The organism is Pleurocapsa sp. CCALA 161 (assembly GCF_003003995.1).
Lineage (GTDB): Bacteria > Cyanobacteriota > Cyanobacteriia > Cyanobacteriales > Xenococcaceae > Waterburya.
Map to the genome: position 1 here is coordinate 1 of NZ_PVWF01000051.1, position 20,150 is coordinate 20,150.

17 protein-coding genes are annotated in these 20,150 nt (G+C 36.7%); 4 read left to right on the forward strand and 13 right to left on the reverse strand.

The features are described 5' to 3' along the window. From C7B62_RS13510 to C7B62_RS13570, 13 genes are all read right to left on the reverse strand, one after another. Nucleotides 1–734 (reverse strand): hypothetical protein (locus C7B62_RS13510; protein WP_199194188.1); only part of this gene is annotated, 734 nt, incomplete at its 3' end. 135 nt (nt 735–869) lie between these two features. Next, nucleotides 870–1,316 (reverse strand): phosphate-starvation-inducible PsiE family protein, encoded by a 447-nt coding sequence (locus C7B62_RS13515; protein ID WP_106237021.1) that lies wholly within the window; start codon nt 1,314–1,316, stop codon nt 870–872. Nucleotides 1,317–1,485: 169 nt separating this feature from the next. Then, a complete protein-coding gene (locus tag C7B62_RS13520) occupies nt 1,486–2,259 on the reverse strand; it encodes a hypothetical protein (RefSeq protein ID WP_146132101.1) in 774 nt (257 codons plus the stop codon). A 322-nt stretch (nt 2,260–2,581) separates the two neighbouring features. Then, entirely contained in the window at nt 2,582–3,940 is a 1,359-nt protein-coding gene (gene gntT / locus C7B62_RS13525; RefSeq protein WP_106237025.1) for a guanitoxin biosynthesis MATE family efflux transporter GntT, read from the reverse strand. A gap of 114 nt (nt 3,941–4,054) precedes the next feature. After that, on the reverse strand, nt 4,055–4,378 hold the full coding sequence (locus tag C7B62_RS13530) for a helix-turn-helix domain-containing protein (RefSeq protein WP_106237028.1): 324 nt from the start codon (nt 4,376–4,378) through the stop codon (nt 4,055–4,057). Nucleotides 4,379–4,567: 189 nt separating this feature from the next. Beyond that, nucleotides 4,568–6,214: an NAD(P)H-quinone oxidoreductase subunit 4 gene (locus C7B62_RS13535; protein WP_199194191.1), complete on the reverse strand. Its 1,647-nt coding sequence runs from the start codon at nt 6,212–6,214 to the stop codon at nt 4,568–4,570. 460 nt (nt 6,215–6,674) lie between these two features. Then, nucleotides 6,675–7,508 carry a carbonic anhydrase gene (locus C7B62_RS13540; RefSeq protein ID WP_233219952.1) on the reverse strand — a complete coding sequence of 278 codons (834 nt, stop codon included), beginning with the start codon at nt 7,506–7,508 and terminating at the stop codon, nt 6,675–6,677. Between the two features lie 45 nt (nt 7,509–7,553). After that, on the reverse strand, nt 7,554–8,021 hold the full coding sequence (locus C7B62_RS13545; RefSeq protein ID WP_106237031.1) for a helix-turn-helix domain-containing protein: 468 nt from the start codon (nt 8,019–8,021) through the stop codon (nt 7,554–7,556). 67 nt (nt 8,022–8,088) lie between these two features. Next, entirely contained in the window at nt 8,089–8,451 is a 363-nt protein-coding gene (locus C7B62_RS13550; protein WP_106237033.1) for a response regulator transcription factor, read from the reverse strand. Nucleotides 8,452–8,749: 298 nt separating this feature from the next. Further along, the gene (locus tag C7B62_RS13555) at nt 8,750–10,708 is read right to left on the reverse strand and encodes an NAD(P)H-quinone oxidoreductase subunit 5 (RefSeq protein ID WP_106237036.1); all 1,959 of its coding nucleotides are present in this window, start codon (nt 10,706–10,708) and stop codon (nt 8,750–8,752) included. A 226-nt stretch (nt 10,709–10,934) separates the two neighbouring features. Next, nucleotides 10,935–12,185 carry a bestrophin family ion channel gene (locus C7B62_RS13560; protein ID WP_106237039.1) on the reverse strand — a complete coding sequence of 417 codons (1,251 nt, stop codon included), beginning with the start codon at nt 12,183–12,185 and terminating at the stop codon, nt 10,935–10,937. Between the two features lie 297 nt (nt 12,186–12,482). After that, nucleotides 12,483–13,772 carry a proton extrusion protein PcxA gene (locus C7B62_RS13565; protein WP_106237042.1) on the reverse strand — a complete coding sequence of 430 codons (1,290 nt, stop codon included), beginning with the start codon at nt 13,770–13,772 and terminating at the stop codon, nt 12,483–12,485. 60 nt (nt 13,773–13,832) lie between these two features. Further along, complete coding sequence (locus C7B62_RS13570) at nt 13,833–14,099, reverse strand: hypothetical protein (RefSeq protein ID WP_106237045.1); 267 nt, start codon at nt 14,097–14,099, stop codon at nt 13,833–13,835. A gap of 668 nt (nt 14,100–14,767) precedes the next feature. Between C7B62_RS13570 and C7B62_RS13575 the strand changes: the two genes are divergently transcribed. From C7B62_RS13575 to C7B62_RS13590, 4 genes are all read left to right on the forward strand, one after another. Continuing rightward, nucleotides 14,768–15,448, forward strand: a complete 681-nt coding sequence (locus C7B62_RS13575; protein ID WP_106237047.1) for a response regulator transcription factor — start codon at nt 14,768–14,770, stop codon at nt 15,446–15,448. Nucleotides 15,449–16,097: 649 nt separating this feature from the next. Next, nucleotides 16,098–17,342: a HAMP domain-containing sensor histidine kinase gene (locus tag C7B62_RS13580; protein ID WP_158260678.1), complete on the forward strand. Its 1,245-nt coding sequence runs from the start codon at nt 16,098–16,100 to the stop codon at nt 17,340–17,342. 133 nt (nt 17,343–17,475) lie between these two features. After that, nucleotides 17,476–18,804 (forward strand): cell wall metabolism sensor histidine kinase WalK, encoded by a 1,329-nt coding sequence (locus C7B62_RS13585; RefSeq protein WP_106237053.1) that lies wholly within the window; start codon nt 17,476–17,478, stop codon nt 18,802–18,804. Between the two features lie 259 nt (nt 18,805–19,063). Beyond that, a complete protein-coding gene (locus tag C7B62_RS13590; RefSeq protein ID WP_106237055.1) occupies nt 19,064–20,137 on the forward strand; it encodes a DUF3102 domain-containing protein in 1,074 nt (357 codons plus the stop codon). The last annotated feature ends 13 nt before the right edge of the window (nt 20,138–20,150 follow it).

Below are 20,150 nucleotides of genomic sequence, written 5' to 3' on the forward strand. Positions count from 1 at the left end.
TTACTCAAAGTTCTTGCTGCTTCGATTCCCCTACAGTCTAACTTATCTGATAGCTGAATTTTCTTGCGCTTACCCTGTTGTCCTATCCATTGCAGTCTATCATGATTGAGACTTGAAACTTGAGCTAGAGTATTACTATTATTAGTAGCTTTTAACCTAGTCAACATAGTAATAATAGCTATTTCTGTTTCTTGATTTAGTTGACTATCTATCAAAACAATTTCCATTGCTTGAGGAAAAGCTAATGCTATTACATCAGGTTCGAGTTGTTTTAGTAATCGATCAACTGATTGAGGAACTTTTAAAGCAGCTTTAACTCCCATGAGCATCAAATCGTCTAAATGAAGTTTCTTTAATGAACTAGAAAGTAAGTCAAGATTATTTTGTTTGTCTGGCTGACTAATTTGAATTAAATAGGCAAATAATCTTTGCAGTTTTCTTTTTTGATCAGAGGTAAGTCGGTCGTAACTATTAATGGGAAAAACAGTCTTTTGACGATCAAGATTATCAAGAATTTGCTGCCAGTCTTTTGAGTTACAAAGATCTGGTTTACCAACTGTCAGGGAAACTTTAATTTTTTCTGCTTGACGAGTCAGATAAGTAACTTGAGCTTGTACTCCCAAATAACTAAGCCATCTAGCGATCGTTTCCATCAAAGTTGAATATGTATTTTGGGAACTGGCTAACCGACGAATTTGAGTGTCTACTAAAGGACGAACAATCTGTGAAAGCATCGTATTTATTTTCTGTCTGTTGAATAATGTCAGTTAGGGAAATGAGGTAGGATATAGCCCGCAAAGCTGAGCGAGCGAATTTTTTCAGCTGGAATCTGACTCAAAGATCTTCTGCCAAATCAGCAGATATGCACCTTAGTGTTCGATTGAACCTTCAACCTTGTGGCTGACTAGCATCAAACCGCCTAATACTACTAAGAAAGCACATATAGCAAAAACGAGCATTGCATCCATATGAATTATGCCTTCAACAATTATTTCTCGTAGAATCGATACCACAGTTACTTCAACAGCTACACCTACAAAAATTCTGTGATATTTGAGATAAACTGCTAAGAGACGAAATAGTTCTACTAAAATTAGTATGAATAAGGCTTGAGCGGTAAGTTCTTTGACATCCATCCCCGATCTCAAACCGACGAAAATATCTACCAGAATTATCATCATTTTGAATACTAGACCGATACCGCAGGCAAGAACCATTAAATCTTGTAGCTTATCCAAATTATTGAAAACTCTTGTAAAACTAAATCTAGAATTAGAATTACGAGATTTATGTTTGTTGCCGATCGCATTATTCATTTTATTTTCTCCTTATGTTAGTTTGTCTTTTGGTTTTTCTGAAATTATTTAGATTGGGAGAAGTAGATTTAAATTAAGCCTCAGCCTTAATTAATTAAAGTTTAAAAGCTGAAATATTTAACTTGCTACTTCTTTACCCTGAAAGTGAGAGTTGCTTTAAAAAGCATAATTAAGCAGCGTCGCTATTCGGCTGACTCCAATTGTCTACTTTAGTTTTCCCGTTAATTTGAATTTGGCTTATTTGTTTGTTGGGAATGGTATAAGGTGTTGGAACATCAGAAACAACTTTTAGGCTAGGAAGATCTTTTTTGCTCTCTGTATTTTCTTCTGCTGTTTCAGGTTCTTGACTAAAGTTAATTAATCGAGTGGGGGCTAATCCAGCTTGGATAGACTGCTGACTATCTCTAGATTCGTACTGCTGTAGATCTTTTTCGTTGAATGCTTGATTTTGTCCTTGAGCCTGATTTTTTTCGACTATAACTAATTTCTGAGCCTCTTTTTTGGGACGATGAAAAATCTCCGGAACAACTAGGCTTAGTCCAATTATGCTTAAAAAAGAGAAAAATTCAATTTCCAGTGCTTTTTTGGAAGTAAACATTTCGGGGATGGTCGTTGCGGTTGATTGTCCGTGACCATCTGTTGCGGTGGTTGATTGTCCATGACCATCTGTTGCGGTGGTTGATTGTCCGTGACCACCTGCTGCTGCGGTTGATTGTTCATGACCATCTGTTGCGGTGGTTGATTGTCCGTGACTACCTGCTGCGGTGGTTGATTGTCCGTGACTATCTGCTGCTGTGGTTGATTGTCCGTGACTATCTGTTGCTTTGGTTGATTTCTTAACTACCTCTTGTTGAGTAGTCTCAGCTACATAGGCACCATTAGAGCCACTAGCTGCATTTACCATTTCAATTGGGGCGAAAGCTCCTACAGCTATTGTTGTCATTACTGGAGCTATTTTTAGCAGATTGAGCTTTAAATTCATAACCTAAATATTTGTACTTTTAAAAACATCTTTCACAATATAGATTAGTCTAAAAAAGTGTCAAAATCGGAACAAAAGTGACTATTTTCTTTTTTTAAATCAATAAGTTAAATATTATCAAAAACTAAAGGATTATTATTAAACATAAAAATGCTAGAAGCAAAAAAGCAAAAAAAGATAGAGAAAGTGATCGCTTTCTCTATCCTGGAGCCAACACTTAAGTAGCAAAAAAGTTAATCAGAAAATTGAAGGAAATGAAGTCAAATTAACTTTATTTACAGTGCTACGATTCGTTTTGCCACGATAAACTTTTGCTGATTTGAACTCCCCAAATTTTGATGCCTAAAGAAATAGCCAGGGTTGCCATATACATAGTTAATGCTAACCATAATATGTGATTATTTTGAACATACCAAGCGAACCAGGCTACGGGAATAAATCCAAATCCTAAAGCAATGATGGCAGAATTTCGGAGTTTTGCGCTTTCTTTTAAGCCAATAACATATCCTTCCAGAACAAAAGCAACAGCACCAAAGGATAACAGTGGTAATAACCAAGTGATATAGGCGATCGCACTATGGCTAATCTCACTGTGACTGGTAAGCAAAGTAAAAATTGTTTCAGGAAAGAGAATCGAGACTGAGGCAAACATTAAAGAAATAGTCAGGCTAGCAAACATGGAAACGTTCAATAACGGCATCATTTTTTCTGTCTCACCTGTGCCTCGAAAATTACCGATGAGAGTTTGGGTAGTAAGACCAATTCCGTTAACCGTAAACTGACTCAAAAGTACAATTTGAAGTATTAGTCCATTAGCTGCAACTATATCGGTTCCCATTCCTGCACTGAGGTTAGTAAAAATAGAGTAGGCAGTAATCATGGCTACATAGCGGACTAGGATATTGCCCTTAAGAATGATGGTAGACTTTAGAGCTTGCCAGTCAAACACTTTCTCTAACGCTGGGGGTAAAGCTTGCCAATCAATACAGGAGGCAACTCCAATTAGTGCTACCAATAAGGCTAAATACTGACTCAAGGCTGTAGCTAGTCCTGCACCCATACTTGACCATCCCCATTGATTAATCATGAAATAGTCCATGATTGCATTTGAGATGTTACCAACTAGAGCAATTGCCAGTACCAAAGCACTTTTTTCTTGCCCCAAAAACCAACCAATGAGAACAAAGTTAAGTAAAACCGCAGGTGCACCCCAAATACGTGCATTAAAGTAATCCACTCCAAAGGCTTCAATATCAGGAGAACCAGAGAGAATAGCAAAACCAAACTTTTGAATTGGGTATTGTAAAAATAAAATAATCATGGCGATCGCCATTGCCACCAAAGCACCTCTTAATCCTGCTAGCAGAATCTGTTCCTGGTCGTTTTCGCCTACTGCCTGAGACGTCAGAGCATTAGTACCATTACGAAAGAATTTTAAAATTCGATAGAGGTAATCAAATAGAATTCCTCCTAAAATAACTCCTGCTAGGTGGCGAATATCTGATAGATGACCGAGAAAAGCTGTATCGCAAATTCCCGCTAGAGGAACCATCATGTTAGAAAATATGCTAACGCTAGCTAGTTTAGAAAAACGAGGTAGAAAGCTGGCATAGCGAGATGGCAAGGAAAAAGATAAAGTCATAATAACGAAGTGTATCCTTTAGGATAAATAATTGTCTTAGTTTGTTGGCAAAAATGACTATGGGAAAAATGATTTAGGTGGGATTTTTGAAGTTATACTACTTCACTTTTGTTCTTAGTAATTATTAAATCCCTGGGAGTCCGATAACTCTTGTTGAATTTTTGAGATCATTTCATTTTTTTTGAGGCTTCCTTTTTTTGGTGATTCTTCTAGTAAAAAAGGTAATCCTCCTGTTTGATATTTATGTAACCAATGATGAATTGTCGATTCTTTTCTACCAATAATAACTGTCAATTGTTTAATGGTTTCTACTGCGTTAACTTTCAGCAAATAAAGACAGCGTATTTTGGTATATCCTGATGCTTTTTTCTGTTGCTTCATCAGCAATTTTAATTCTTCTACTGACTCAGCTATTTCTATTTTTGGTACTCCAGACATTGAATTTAATTATGTTTTTACTTTTTCTTAAGTCTTTCATTACTTTTGATAAATGGTATTAGATAGAAATAGGATTGTTTTACCTACTGTTGGTTCAAGCGAGAAATTTTTGATGTTGGTTGTTGCTATTACCTAGAAAAACAATCCTTTTCCTGAACAGACCTGTTAAAGATTAAGCTCAGCAATAATCTAACCCAGGTTGAAGAGTAAGATCTTGTCTAGTTCATTGATGCTAATCATACCTAGAGTTTCATTTGGTTTTATTTCAGGTGCGCTTTTAGGCTTGATGGAAGCATACAAATCATTTGTCCGAGAAACATTAGCCAATACTTGATGTTCGTGAGCAGCAACTTGAGTTGTTTTGACATCATAAGTTTGAGTAGCTAGTTTGGGATACAAGCCGATACCGATGATCGGAATCAAAAGACAAGCAGTAATAAAGATTTCTCTGGGTTGAGCATCTGACCACATAATCTTTTTGTCTTCTAAGAAACTATTTTCTTTGCCGTAAAAGATTTCTCTTAACATTGAGAGCAAGTAAATAGGAGTCATAATCAATCCCAATGCTGCCAGCATGACTACAATAACTTTGAACGAAGAAGTATAAGCGTCGCTAGTGGCTAGACCAAGAAATACGGTGATTTCGCCAATAAAGCCACTCATTCCAGGAAGCGCCAGGGAAGCTAGAGAGCCAGCAGTAAATAGAGCAAAGGTTTTGGGCATTTTCTCTGCCAGTCCACCCATTTCATCGAGCCATAAGGTATGAGTGCGATCGTAAGTTACCCCGCTGAGGAAGAATAACGCAGCAGCAATTAAACCATGAGAAAGCATCTGTAACATTGCACCGCTTAAACCTAGGTCGTTGAAGCAAGCAATACCAATGAGAACAAAGCCCATGTGAGATATTGAAGAGTATGCCATCCGTCGTTTGAGGTTGGTCTGTCCAAAGGCTGCAAAAGCACCGTAGACAATATTGACAATTCCCAAAACAATCAGCACAGGAGCAAAATAAACATGAGCATCAGGCAACATTTCGATATTCATCCGAATCAGCGCATAACCACCCATTTTTAGTAACACACCTGCCAAAACCATTGAAATTGGCGCAGATGCCTCACCATGAGCGTCAGGCAACCAGGTATGAAAAGGAAAGATAGGTAGCTTGACACCAAAGGCAATTAAGAAAGCTGCGTAGACAGTAAGCTCTAATGGCAGAGGATAGTTTTTGAGAGTTAAAGCTTCAAGGTCGAAAGTAACTGTGTCGCCATAAAAAGCGAGTGCTAATGCTCCAACTAGAATAAATATCGATGCTAAGGCAGTGTAGAGAATGAACTTGGTAGCTGCATATCGACGTTTTGGACCGCCCCAGATTGAAATGAGTAGATAAACTGGAACTAATTCTATTTCCCACATTAAGAAGAATAAAAGCAGGTCTTTAGCTAGAAATACTCCTAACTGCGCACTATACATAGATAGCAACAGGAAGTAAAAAAGCTTTGGCTTATTCTTGACTTTCCACGCCGCCAAGATTGATAGAGTATTCACCAAGCCTGTTAATACAACTAGAGGCCAAGAGAGGTCATCAGCACCTAGCGACCAATTGAGGTTTAACTGAGGTATCCAGGAATAAGTTTCTACTAATTGAAAAGTAGGATTTTGAAAGTCGTAACAATGCCAAGAAATAAAGGCAATTAAGGAAAGGTCAATAAAACCTACAGCAAAGGCATACCAGCGGATTGTTTTGCCGTCTTTATCTGGTATTAAAGGAATAAATAAAGCAGCAATCAACGGAAATAAAGTAGCTATAGTTAGCCAGGGGAATTGATTATTAATCATCATATTTTGTAGGGAAAGAGGTTGATCAAAAATTATCTTCAGAGCTAACTGAATATTTGTCTTAAGTTAAATAAGACTAGAGTCAATCTTCTTGGTTATTGAAAAATAAGACTGGCAAGAAGACACATAAAAAGATCATGGTAGGAATTTGAGGCATTTGAGCTGTTCTTAATTAATTGTTCTTATAGTACGAGATTAATAGTGACAAAATCGAAACAAAAATAGATAAATTATCGATAAAAGATTACTTAGTGAATGAAAAATAACTAAAATGTATAATCGGTCACTATTTTATAAAAAAACTACTACTTACTCTCATAAAGTCGTAAAAGAGAGCAAATAGTAGATAAAAAAATCTGATGATGATAAGCGATCGCTAGATGAATCTAGTTAAGTGCCTGGAAAGAATCACTTACAGTTAATGCTTGATAATTTCTGACTTTAAATATCGGTATTACAATTAATTTTCTCCATTTTTGTTTCTAACAAGACTAACTTGACCCGTTGTTAAACTGTAGTAAGCTCCAACGATTTTCAGTTTGCCTTGTTCGACCAAATCATGAAGTAAAGGGGAGGAATTAAGGGTTTTAACTTGTAATCTGACATTCTCTTTAATAGTATCAGTATAAATTTTTTCTGAATCTTCTTTATTTGCTCTGTTAACAGCTGGTTGAATTGCTGCTATGATACTACCCATCTGACCTGGGAGTGGCTTTCCTTCTAAAGCAGCTTTGACTGCACCACATTTTTCATGACCAATTACCATAAGTAGTTTTGAACCTAACACATAAGTGCCATATTCTAAGCTCCCAATTTCTTCTGGAGTAGCTATATTTCCCGCATCACGCACTACAAATAAATCTCCAAAACCTCTATCGAATATAACTTCAACAGGAACTCTTGAATCTGCACAGCTCATTATCGAAACGAGAGGTTTTTGCTCTTTGGAAACTTCTTGTAAGCGTATATAATCTTGGTTACGAGATTCAGGTCTATTTTCAACAAATCGCTGATTCCCTAGTAATAATTCTTCTAAAACTTTTTCTGGAGTTGAATTTTCGCCAAGTGTATCTAGAGCAATAGTTGTCTCTTTAATTGTCTCTTGTTTTTGAAAAGAATTAGTCTGAAAAGCTGTGGCTTTAGTCGCAATTGTTGTTCCCAGAGCAATTGTACCAAGTTGGAGTAATTTTCTTCTAGCTACTGAGTAATTATTCATAATTTTCATCTGATTTAGTTGATTGTAAGTAATTTGGATTTTAGTTGCAATCAATAATATAATTAAAGGTTTTTTCAATAATTAGGCTATTTGATTAAATTAGTCACAATTTCAAAGATATTCTTAAATCTTGTTTATTCTTTGAGTATTGATTTGAGGAACAGTAACAGAAATATTCAAATTTTCTTTTAGACGATAACGTATAAGCTGATAAACTGCCGTATAGCTTATTTCTATACCATGCTCTTTTTTTACCCATAAATGTGCTTCTTTATAGCTATGAAATTGCTCTGAGTCTTGTAACTTTTTTTTGAGACTTTGTTCTATAAACGGAGTAATCTTCTTGTTTCTACCGCTACTTTTTTCCTTAGTCAGCAAGGCTTTTAGACCTTGAGAACGATATATATTTAACCACCTAAATATTGTAGTTCTATGTTTTCCTAAAAGTAAAGAGATTGCTGCAACTGTTTTTACGCGATCGCTTTTAATCCAGTATATTACTTGTATTCTTTCTCTTACTTCTATAAATTCTGTCAGTCTGAGTAATTCTTCTAATTCTGTAGTTGTTTCGGCGATTTCTATTTTAACCATATTCTTAACAGTTTTTTCTTTCGCTTTTTTTACACTGTTGTAGATAATTCATGACTAATTAATAGGTTTAAGCAACTAATCGGTCGATTGTATTGACTAAATTTTCTTGACCGACGGGCTTAGTTAAATAAGCATTTGCTCCTATTTTTAGACCCCAGAATTGTTCTATTTCGCTTTTTCTAATTGAACAAATAACTACAGGAATGTTTTTGGTCGCTGCTTTTTGCTTAAGCCGCTGACAAACATTAAAGCCACTAATATCAGGTAAAATAACATCCAAAAGAATTATATCTGGGGGGCTATTTTCAATTATTCTCAAAGCTTCTGCACCACTTCTGGTAATTAAAACATTGAAACCTTTCCTCAGAAATAAAGGAATAAAGTTATTTAGATCGATAAAAGAGTCTTCGACAATCAACAGGTTTTTCATAATTAGTCATTAGTTATTCATTCATAGTGCTTTGTCAATTAATCAATGATGGGTGAGCAAGCTTGGAGTAATGAGTAATGAGTAATGAGTTTTTTACCTACTACCTACTACCTATATGCGAAGCGGGACGCGCCCCCAGGCGCTAATCCTTTAGGGTATCCTTTAGGACTACCTACTACCTACTACCTATTTGCGAAGCTTATCCTTTAGGACTACCTACTACCTACTACCTACCCCCAACCCATCAATTAATATTTGACAGACTAATAGCTCAAGCTTGCTCAGATTTAACGGTAAACTAAGTCAGACTAAATAAAAGTACAAAACTTAATATTGCACTAAATATAGTTAAGACGTAGAACTGAGAGCGACCAGTTTCTAAATATTTAAAACCTTCTCCACTAGCAATGGTAACTAAACCCGTCAGGTTAACTACACCATCAACAACTCGATGGTCTGTTTCCATAATTTGCCTAGCTAGACGACGACAGCCGACTACAAACACCTGATGATAAAGATCATCGAAGTAAAACTTGTTCAGGGATAGTTGATAAAAAGTAGAATACTTTTTGGCGATCGCCACTCGGTCAATTTTAGGTTGTAAGTACATCAAAGAAGCTACCGTAATGCCAACTAAAGCTATACCGACGGAACTACCAGCCATAATCAGAAATTCCTGGGAATCAAACTGATTAGCTAGGGTAATAATTTCTCCAGGGGCATGAATAAATCTAGCAAAAACATTATCCCAAGGTCTGCCTATCCAGCCTAGGAAACAGGAAGGAATAGCCAAAACCACTACAGGAAAAATCATTGTCAGAGGTGATTCATGAGGATAATTATCTTGTCCAATTTTTGGACAGTCTAATTCTTGGTTACCGCGAAACTCACCTTCAAAGGTCATAAAGTAAATGCGGAACATGTAGAAAGCCGTCAGACCAGCCGTTGCCCAGCCGAGGAACCAAAGTGTTGGATTAGCACTAAACGCTAAACTAAGAATATCATCTTTTGACCAAAATCCAGCAAAAGGAGGGATTCCGCAGATTGCTAAAGTACCAATCAAAAAAGTAGTAGCAGTAACAGGCATATACTTGCGTAAACCGCCCATCAAGCGCATATCTTGTGCCAATAGAGGATCGTGTCCTACGACTGCTTCCATACCATGAATTACCGACCCAGAACAGAGAAACAACATGGCTTTAAAGCAAGCATGGGTCAGAAGATGAAACAAACCAGCCGAATATCCGCCGATGCCCATCGCCATCACCATATAGCCGAGTTGAGACATAGTAGAATATGCCAATCCTTTTTTCAGGTCATTTTGAGTTAAAGCGATCGCGGCCCCAAGCAAAGCAGTAATCGCACCAGTCCAAGCGATAACCCCCATCGCAACAGGAATCTGCTCAAAAACTGGATACATCCGCGCAATCAAGAACACTCCAGCAGCAACCATGGTCGCAGCATGAATCAAGGCTGAAATAGGCGTAGGTCCTTCCATGGCGTCTGGTAGCCATACATGGAGAGGAAACTGGGCTGATTTTGCTACTGGGCCTAAAAAAACCAAGATTGCTAACATGGCTGCCAGCCCTCCTGATAATGCGCCAGAATTAACTAATTCTGAGAGTCTCAACCCCATAATGCTAAAGTCAAAACTTCCCGTAGCCCAATACAGACCAAGTATGCCTAATAGCAAACCAAAATCACCCACACGGTTGGTTATAAAAGCTTTTTGGCAAGCAGCAGCAGCACTAGGGCGATCGTACCAAAAACCGATCAAGAGGTAGGAACACATCCCCACTAGTTCCCAAAAAATGTAGACTTGTAGCAGGTTGGAACTAAGCACCAGACCTAACATGGAAGAACTAAAGATACTTAAATAAGCATAAAATCTTACATAGCCTGGGTCATGAGCCATATAGCCATCGCTATAAATCATGACCAACAAAGCCACGGTAGTCACAACGACTAACATTAAAGAACTCAGAGAATCAATTGTATAGCCGACGGTTAAGCTAAAATTATTTGCCGTTACCCATTCAATAGTTTGAGTATAAGCTTCGTGTCCTTGAATTTGACTCCACAATAAGCCAAATGACAAGAGCATCCCCACCCCAATTAGAGAAATCAGGAAGACAGCATTAATTTGTCTTAAACTATTGGTAAATTTATTAGATAAGATTAAACCAATGCCTACTAAAGTTGCTCCCAATAAGGGTAAAACTGGTATGAGCCAAGCATATTGATAAAGTATTTCCATGATTTATATTTACTTTGATTGCGGTTTACTTAATATTGGCGTGAAGGTCAAGAACTGTTCGTTATCTTAGTCATAGGGATCGTTGGCAAAGATAATAGGCATAATTAGTATGATGGGCAATGAAAATATAATGATCGCCCATACAAGTAACATAAAATTTTCAAAGATAGATAGCATGGAATTGTCCACGAAAAAATTTAAGGGCTATATAAAGTGGGAAATCAGATTAAGCTACTTTTTTAGGTAAATTGATCCTAATTTTTGAGAGTTGGGCAGAGGATTGTTGTTGCATTAAATTTTCGGCGTTGCGTTTAATAGTGTTATGGACAAAATCTAAATACTCATCGTTATAGTGATTAAAGGGTTGTTCCATCTCTGTTGCTACTTCATTCATCAACAGGTAAATAGAGCTAACTAAAAGCATCGCCAAAATTGTACCCGAACCTAGTTGGCTCATGATGCCAATGGGCAATGCTACTAAACAAGCGATCAAAAATACTTTTAAAGCAATGGTATGAATTAAAGATGCTGATTTTTTAGCAACTCGTTCGCAATCTCCCAAAATATTGGTCAGGCGCTCAACACTCCTGTGTAAATAGGAATACTGAAAATCATCAAGTTGCCCTTGTTTATACTGACGTTCTAGATAATCACCAAGCCAAAAAATAATATCTAGAGGTGCATTCTTAGATACCTGCAATCTTTTATATTCCAGTTGAGATAGTAAAGGCTTTAATTCAGTCATTGGCTGTTGTTGCAGATGTAGTTTTGTCGCCACAGCAAAAGCAGATACCAACTTAATAGCCGATTCTTTCTCGTATTGGTCTTGAGGTTCGTGTTCCTCTACATAGTGCCAGATACCCCGAATCTGATTGTTAACTAAATCCACCATTGCTAACCAAGGTTTACGTCTTAACCAAAGGTTTTTATAAGCAATATTAATTCTCAGCGTCAATAATGAACCCAAAGCGATGGTAAGACCAACGACATAAAAAGCGATCGCTTGACTGGAAAATACTTCTGGTAAAAGTTCCCAGCGATTTAGCCAAGAAATAAACAAGCTATAACCGCCACATAAAGCGATCCAAGGTAAAACTTGGGGAAAAATAGCTTTAGCTGACTGAAAAATAATTTGTCTTTTGTTGGGTTGTTTTGCCTGAATCGATCTAGGAGAAACTAATTCTTGCTGTGAGACTGCTGGGGATGAAAAAAACTTTGAGGCGTTGCTGTTTGGGGATTTGCTTAAAATCACTTGGGGAGCAGGCAATTGTTCCTTTTTGCCAAATTTTGATCGTTTTCTGATAGCCATGATTGAATCTTCGGTAAGTAGGACTTTTTTTTCTTGATTTGCCAAATTTTGCTCAAATATAAATTCGCTGTAGTCGATCAAGTCATCTATTCCCATCAGGTTGAATGTAATCTCTGTTATCAACCACACTGCCATCTTAATTATTAACTTTCGAGCTTTCACCTGCATTGGTTTTAATCTCCTAAAGAGTGCAGTGTTGAGACAATATAGCTAGAAATATTTGATGTGGAGGAAGATAAAAGCTACTTTGACTTAAATTTATTTTGAGGCAATCTAGGCGAGCTTGTTGATGATATCTAACTTATTGATTTAGGCATTGCGCATTTACCTAGGGGATCGATCTTGAAACTCTTCGTTTAGATCTTATATACCAAATATAAAATGCTCCCCTCAGCTACAAAGCTGATAATAATATTGTGATTTGCTATCAGCTATTAACTTTTTAAGAAGGTCAATAAAGTTATTCTATTCATTCATCTCTTTCAAGGTTGCCACAGTAGAAGCGGATAGTTGGCTAAGGTATCTAAAAATCCAATATTTCATCATGGTGTCCATCACTACTGGTACGGTAGCAATAAACAAAGATATACTACTCTGATTGGCAGCAACTCCTAAGTGATTAGCTAGACCTTCTAACAAGACTTCCCAACCGTGAGGAGAGTGAAAACCAACAAACATATCTGTAAATAAAATAATCGCAAAGGCTTTGGCACTATCGCTTAAACCATAGATAATTTTGTCAATAAAGGACTTGAGAACGCTAATATCGTTTCGGCGGATCAACAGCACAAAAGCAAAGGCAAAGATTCCCACAAAATCTGCAAAGACATTACTAATAGAGTTGTTGCTCTTGTGATGAAAAACTTCAGCAATTTCGTTGGCTTTTTCTTGAACATTCTTTTCTAGTTCTTCACTAGACATGGACGGAAAACCTTTAAGCATCCGATCCATTTTGAGCTGCTCTTCGTAGGTGTTAAGTTCTACCAAAGCCTCTTCTTTCCACTCTGAGTTTAAATTATCGATGACAATGGCCGCTTCTTCTCCACCTCGATACTGATCGACAATAGGAGCAATAACCAAGCGTTTTGATACCTGCTGAGTGATAATCGGCACAATAATCAATAGTGCTAGTAGTCTAACTCCCACCACCGTAACGGCACGAGAACGGCGAAACTCATTTACTACCTCTTCTTCAGACTTAGGATTCAAGTCTTGCTTAATTTTGTCAAAGGTTTTGCCAACAGATCCTGTTAATGGAGTCGAACCAGGAAATAATGAATTTAAGGGCGAACCATTTTTTCGTTTCTGCTGAGGAGGAGGTGTAACGTTAACTGGTGTTGTAGTAGAAGAAACATCGACAATGCTGGTAGGCGTATAAGATTCTCCTCCAGGCTGGGAAACGGGAACTATAGCTGCTGGTTGATTCTGAGTAATAGTGTAGTTGGCTAAAATACCTTCGGCAAAAATCAGCTTTTCTAAATTATTTGAACCAAGATTTCCAGAGGCAGCACTGCTAGAGTTGAATTGTTCGATTCCACTGCGTAAAATATCTAAGTTTTCTTGGACTTCTCCCTGTAGGCGATCGCTAGTAAGAGATTCTACAGGTACTCTATAGCCACTAAAATAGCGATTTTCAATCGATTTAATCCTCGAAGCAGCCTCATAAGCTTCTTTTAGAGACTGTTCTGGATTGCCAAAAAATTGCTCTTTGAGTTTACTAAAGGGAGATTTGCGTGTAGAAGGAGTAGAAGTCATTGTTTAATCAAGGATAAATAATAAAACTAGTTTTAAATAAACAAAAGTATTTCATAAGCATTAGGCTGCACTGTGAACTTTTAACTGTTTTGGCTGATGATTGGTCGCAGAAAAACTTTTTTTGACAAACAGGCTTGGTTTGTGATGCTGGTAAAGTGTCTGACTATTAATCCCGCGCATACTATTTGCAGTTGATTGAGTCATAATTCTTGCGCCTGGAGCTACATATCTTCCTGAAGGTATATGTATGCTTGTTGATAATGCCCGATACTTTTTAGGTAAGAATTCTTGACTATTGCTGATTAATCTGAGTTTTGGAGTAGCCATAAGAAATATTCTTTTCGTAAGGTATTAATAGCTATGGATGAACTATGTACTGATTTGAACAATAGATTAATCAAATTAAAGTAACAAACTCGGATCAAAGTTTAATTGAATTCGTAAATCTGCGAATTTGCTTTTGGGCGTTGCTGATTTGAAGTGTGAAGCTAAAAAGTAATCCGTTCGTAGCTATCAACTATCAGCTATTCAGTTGATCTGCTTGGTCACAGAAATCGCAGCACCATACCTCGATTCTGCAACGCCTGCTTTTAAAATACGAATGCATGTTTTGGCTGTCATCGTGACTATTTTAAATTTCTTTACAGAGAATTAACATTCTGATACTATGTTTATCGTTGATTAATGAAATTTGAAGTAATTAACTATCTCGGTTATAGTGTCAATCAAGTTTACTAGCCTGCTTGCTCACCTAGGTAAGTTTTGTTCCACCTGTGAGGAATTTAATATTTACGGAGGGTGACTTTGAATTGATTTTTCAAAATTACCCGTAAAAATCTGAAATTTGCTAGTTAAAAATAGTATTTTTGATTTTTCAGTTGATTTTAAATAGGGCAATGGATTAATCGCCAGAGATTTAATTGCTTTCAAAAAGTAAAGACTTATTAGTCAATTGAGCGCCAAAAAAACCATAACTTAAGAGGTATTTACTTAATATGAGACTTTTACTAGTTGAAGACGATTGGGAGATCAGTGAATTACTAGAAGAGATTTTGACCGATCAAAATTATGTAGTCGATATTGCCAGAGATGGTCAAGCTGGGTGGGATTTCGTCGAAGCTTTTAATTATGATTTAATCCTGCTGGATGTGATGCTGCCTAAAATGAACGGTTTCACTCTTTGTCGTCAATTACGCGATCGCGAATACGAAATGCCAGTTTTAATGTTGACTGCCAAAGATACAACTGATGAAAAAGTTCAAGGATTAGATGCAGGCGCTGATGACTATATAGTTAAACCCTATAAATTGCAAGAGTTACTAGCGCGGATTCGTGCCTTGTTACGTCGAGGAATTACCTCCATGTCCCCAGTCTTAAAATGGGGTGAAATGTGTCTCAACTCCAATACTGGTGAAGTGAAATATCAAGAGCAAACTTTGCAATTGACAGCCAAAGAATATTGTCTACTAGAACTATTTATGCGTAACGGTAGTAAATTGTTGAGTCGCAGCGCAATCTTAGAAAATCTGTGGTCTTTTGAAGAGCCACCCGATGAAGATGCAATTAAAGCTCATATTAAACGCTTAAGAAAAAAGTTAACCAAAGCTGGAGTTGCTAATGATTTTATTGAGACAGTTTATGGCTTAGGGTATCGTCTTAGTGCTGCAAGTTCATAGTCAAGACACACTTGCTCTAAAGCCATAAGCTTTTTAATTTCACTCTACAAGTTTCTCATCAGAATTCTCAGTGCTACTTACTCGATCTATTTCCAATTGAATTGTCTTGCTGAAGGCTGCCTACCAAGTTTAGTTCGGAAGTTCAATACCTAGTCAAAATTAAAACCGTGCTTACATCTACTACAGCTAGGACAGCCACAGCAATAAACCATGCTTTAACCTAAATTATGCTCTATTCATTTAAAAATCGAGCATTAGTAAATTAGAAAATAAAAATCAATTTTTTACTTTATAGTGCTAAAGTCATGTTGAGGAAGACATAAAGTTATAATGCAATATATCACCATGAAAATAAAATTTTGAATGTTTTACTTCGATAACATCGAGAGTTTTAAGCGTGCAAGATTACTGCAAATATACTAATTTAGTATATTTGCAGTAATTTCTCTAGATTCATAAACTTCTAGAAACGGTTATCGCAACTGCATCTTAATATTCAGTTTCTTTACTTTGATCTAGCTAAGTTAACAACAATTTTAAAATGACTTTGCTGAAATATTTAACAGCTTGCTTTTCCATTCCTAATAAGCTGCCAGGTTTTAGCTTTTTAGACATACGCCGGCGTTTACTACTAGCTTATTTACTAGTTATGTCAACAGTTTTAGGCATCTCGGGAACGGCTCTTTACATTTTTTTTGCTCAAAGTTTAAATCATCAGGTAAATAATCGGTTGCAAACCTTAGTAGGAGCAGCTACTCCCAGTTTAAATACAATCAAGTTTAAAGGTAGACCAAGTCTTGATCGAGATCTTTCCTGGCGCGATCTATTTTCTCATCGCCAACAGAGTTTAGAATGGTTCGATGCCAATGGTCAACTTATCGCTAGAGAAGGAAGCAATTTTCCGCAAATGCCTTTGAGCGCGAAAGCATTTTCAACTTTGCAGAATGGCGAATCCATATTTCAACAAGAAAGACAGATTAGAAGTGTAATCATCGCTGTATATACCACTCAAAATCAAAAAAATACTATTCAATTAAAAGGTTATATTCGAGCTAGCGAGTCTACCCAGGAAATCGAAACAACCCTCCAGCAGTTGCAATTAGGATTGTGGCTGGGGGGAGCTACAGCAATTTTTTTAATCGGCATCAGCAGTGTCTATCTAACTCGTCAAGCTCTCAAACCTACTTTGAAAAGTTTTCAACATCTCAAACAATTCGCTGCCGATGCGTCTCATGAATTAGGTGGCCCTCTAACCAAGATCAGTTTTGCCAGTGAAATTTTACTGAGTAATCCAGAACAGTTAAGTAAACCCTCTGCACAGAAAAAAGTTGAAATAATTAAAAGTGGTGCAGAGCAAATGAAATATCTTTTGGAAGATTTACTCTTTTTATCCCGTACTGATGCAGTTTCTCCCTTAATTAAGCCAGAAAAAGCCATTGTTTTTGTGGATGAACTGCTACAGCAATTAGCAGAACACTTTCGAGAAGTTGCTCGTAATCAAGACATTGACTTTGAAACTAATATTCAGCCCGATTTAGTTGTCAAAGGCGATATTTCTCAACTGAATCGCTTATTTTCTAATATTCTGACCAACGCTTTTAAATATACTCATGCTGGAGGAAGAGTAATTTTATCTTTAAGCCTATCTCAAAAAGATGTGGTAGTCTCAGTTGAAGATACAGGTATTGGCATCGATTCCCAATATTTACCCTACATTTTTCAGCGTTTTTGGCGTGCCAAACAAGTTAGGAAGCAAAAAGGACTGGGATTAGGTTTAGCAATTTCTCAAACTATTGTTCAACAACATCAAGGCAAAATTACAGTTTCTAGCACAGTTAACGTAGGTACTTGTTTTAAAATCTTTCTTCCATCATATAGATTGCAATCTAAATAGAAAACTTTATTCGTTACAATGTCTATTTTTTTTGTTTCTAGTTTGTCACCTTTGGTAACTTAACATTAGTAAATAGACAAAAACTATAAATTTACTTTTAAGTCAAGTTTACTCTTGGCTGTAATTATCTGTGATGTTTCTATTTACTATTTCTACTCGACTGCTTAATCAAGGTTTTCTGTTTTACCACAAACGTTTACTGCTTAAATATTTGCTCGCCACTGTCGCTATATTTAGTATTTCGGGAATATCTCTCTATTTTTTTGTGATTAGAAGCTTAAACCAACAATTAAACCAAGAGCTTCTAACTTTAGTTGAAGCAGCAACTCCTAGCTTAAGTATGGTTAAAAGTGAAGGCAAACAAGGCCTTGAGCGCGAAATTTCTTGGGTTAAACTCTTCTCAGACCAACACCACGGTCTTGAATGGTACGATGACCAAGGAAAACTCTTGGCCAGGGAAGGTCATGACTTTATTCAATCTCCTATATTCAATAATATACAAGCGTTAAAATCCACCAAGAAAACCTCTGTATTCCATCGTCAGGGAAAGATTCAGACTGCGACTATAGCCGTCTATAGTCACAACCCAAGAGAAGATAAGCTGTTACTAGAAGGTTATATTCGTGCTAGCCAATCAACTCAAGAAATTGAAGTTGTTTTCACTCAACTTAGATTAGGATTGCAACTAGGAGGTGCTACAGCTATAGTTTTAGTTAGTTTTAGCAGTATTTATTTAGCTACAGAAACTCTAAAACCTTTAAAAAAAGGGATTCAAAGGCTTCGGCGCATTATGACCAATGTTTCTCACCAGGTACGCACTCCATTGACCCGAATTAGTCTTGCTACTGAAATGTTACTCAACCAAACAAGTAAAAACCAAGTTAGCCAAGCTAGAAAACTCAATATTATTAATACTGCTACCGAACAAATCAGACATTTAGTAGAAGAGGTATCATTTTTAATTCGTATAGACACAACACCTAACCTCGGCAAGGTAAGATTTAACGATGTGTCGTTGATGGCAATCTTGCAAAGCCTAAGTGAACAATTTACGCCAATTGCCAGAGCGAAGGGTGTTAATTTACAGACACAGTTATCTAAAGATATTATAATTAAAGGATATCAAGACGAGTTAAATCGGCTTTTGACCAATTTACTAGAAAATGCTATTAAATACACTGATGCACCAGGAAGTGTCTTTCTTTCGATCGAACAATCTCAGAAGAAAATTATTGTTACCATTAGAGATACAGGAATAGGTATTCCCAGCGATCATTTGCCGTTGATCTTTCAAGATTTTTGGCGGAGTGAGGCTGTAAAAGTTAAATATCCAGAAGGTTTAGGTTTAGGCCTGACCATAGCTGAAGCCATCATACAACAACATCAAGGAAAAATTACCGTTATTAGTGAGGTAGGAGTGGGTAGCTGTTTCCAAGTTCATTTTCCTAAGGGAAAATTATAAGTTTCAAATATATCGATTAACTAAAGTAACAAAAATTTATATTTCAAGATCACTATATTGTAGTTCACAAATAATTACTCAAATCTTATAGATAGTAGTAATTTACGTTTTCTGCTTAATTTTTTCTCTCACCAAAACTGATTTAAATAGAATTACAATAAATAATTTATTATCAAACAACAAAGCTAAACAGCTATGCTGATTATGATTAAGTATCTTCATAATTTTTACTTGAAATAATTGTACGGTCAGATAATTTATGTCTTCTAATTTATATACAGAACCTATACCTGACGAAGTTTTTGATTACTCTAGTTTAGATGTTAAGTATTTGAACTTTGTACAGGAGCAAACAGGTGAAATTCGCTCTTTAATGAAACGGACAGCTCAAGACATTATTGAGATTGGACAAAGGTTGATTAAGGTCAAGAAGCTTCTAGGGCATGGACAGTACAGAAAATGGATCAAAGCTGAATTCAATTGGGGAAAATCAACGGCTAATTCGTTTGAAAATGTGGCTAAACAGTTTGCAGGTGTCCAAAATTTGGATGTTTTTGCTGCTTCAGCACTTTACGAGTTAGCAGCACCTTCAACTCATGAAGCAGCTAGACAAGAAGCGATCGCTTTGGCTCAAGCTGGGGAGAAAATTAGCTACAAAGCTGCTAAAGAAATTAAGCAAAAATATAAAGCTAAGTTAGCTAAACCTCCGTTAGAATCTGCCCAGAAGTTTTTACCCTCCGAAGCAATTCAATTAAACGCAAAAGTAGAAATAGATCAAAAAGTAAACGCCCAAGATTTATCAATTACTTCTGACTTAGCTGAAGACTCGGCTTCATCTCCAAGGCAATTTCATCAACAAGAAATCATTGATATTTATCCTCAAGTAGTGGAAGAGCAATCGACAGTTTCTCTTAAGATTACAGCATCCCAATCTGAGCATTGGTGGAAGTTAGGAAATCATCATCTTTATTGTGGGGAGCCCAATTCGCAGGAATTTCAAAGCAAGTTACCCAATAGAATTGCCTTAGCTGTGGCTTTTCCTTCCACTGCTGGTTGGAGTTGGGGAAATTTAGAGTCGAAAATAAATTCTTCTCTAACTCTTTTCAGTAGCTATGAAGATGTCGATTTAAAGTTATTTCGAGAAATGTTACGTAATGTATTAGAGCTTTATACTGATGGTCAAGAAACGGTTTTATTTGCTTTCGTTCCCGATCCTGCTTTACTTTTGTTGGCAGAAAGTCTTGATTGTCAATGTTTCATTGCTGAAAATGATGAAAAACTTTGCCAAGCAGTAATTCAGGCTTGGAAACAAATAGGCGGAAAAGTAGATTGATAGAAGTTACGTA